Genomic DNA, 584 nt, shown 5'->3' on the forward strand with positions numbered 1-584 from the left:
TACCCAATTTGTTTTCGCAAGAACAGGTTACAAACTCACAATTCTTAACCAACACCCGTGCGACACTTGGACTTGACCTTCAAGGAGGTTCTTCTCTCCTACTTGACGTGCATGGCAAAACATTGAAGCGCGATCAACTGCATATCCTTTTAGGAAATGTGCGTAATACACTCCGTGAAAAACAAATCCGTACCTCGAGTATCCGTATTATCGAAGGGGGCGTTGTTGCACTTATTTCTGATCCATTACAAACTGAAAAAACACTCTCTGCTTTGAAAACATTAATAACCCCCATATACAATAGCTTTGGCACTCCAGCCAATAACATCACTATCAGTGCCCAAAATCAAACTATTCGTGTTACATTGACTGAAGCCTATATTAAGGATTGTATTAGCAATGCTATTGAACAAAGCTTAGAAATCATCCGTCGCCGTATAGATCAAGTTGGAGTTACTGAACCAGCCATCCAAAAAGTAGGAACCGAGCGTATTATGGTTCAATTGCCAGGCTTGCAAGGCCCAAAACAGCTGCGTGATCTTTTAGGAACAACCGCTAAGATGACTTTTCATTTAGTGCCCTCT

Annotated in this window: 1 pseudogene; it reads left to right on the forward strand. The window is 41.4% G+C overall.

From position 1 onward, the window contains the following. A pseudogene (locus J7R05_RS07565) lies at positions 1-584 on the forward strand (protein translocase subunit SecDF); the annotation flags it as partial.

The organism is Bartonella capreoli, assembly GCF_902813205.1.
GTDB lineage: Bacteria > Pseudomonadota > Alphaproteobacteria > Rhizobiales > Rhizobiaceae > Bartonella > Bartonella schoenbuchensis.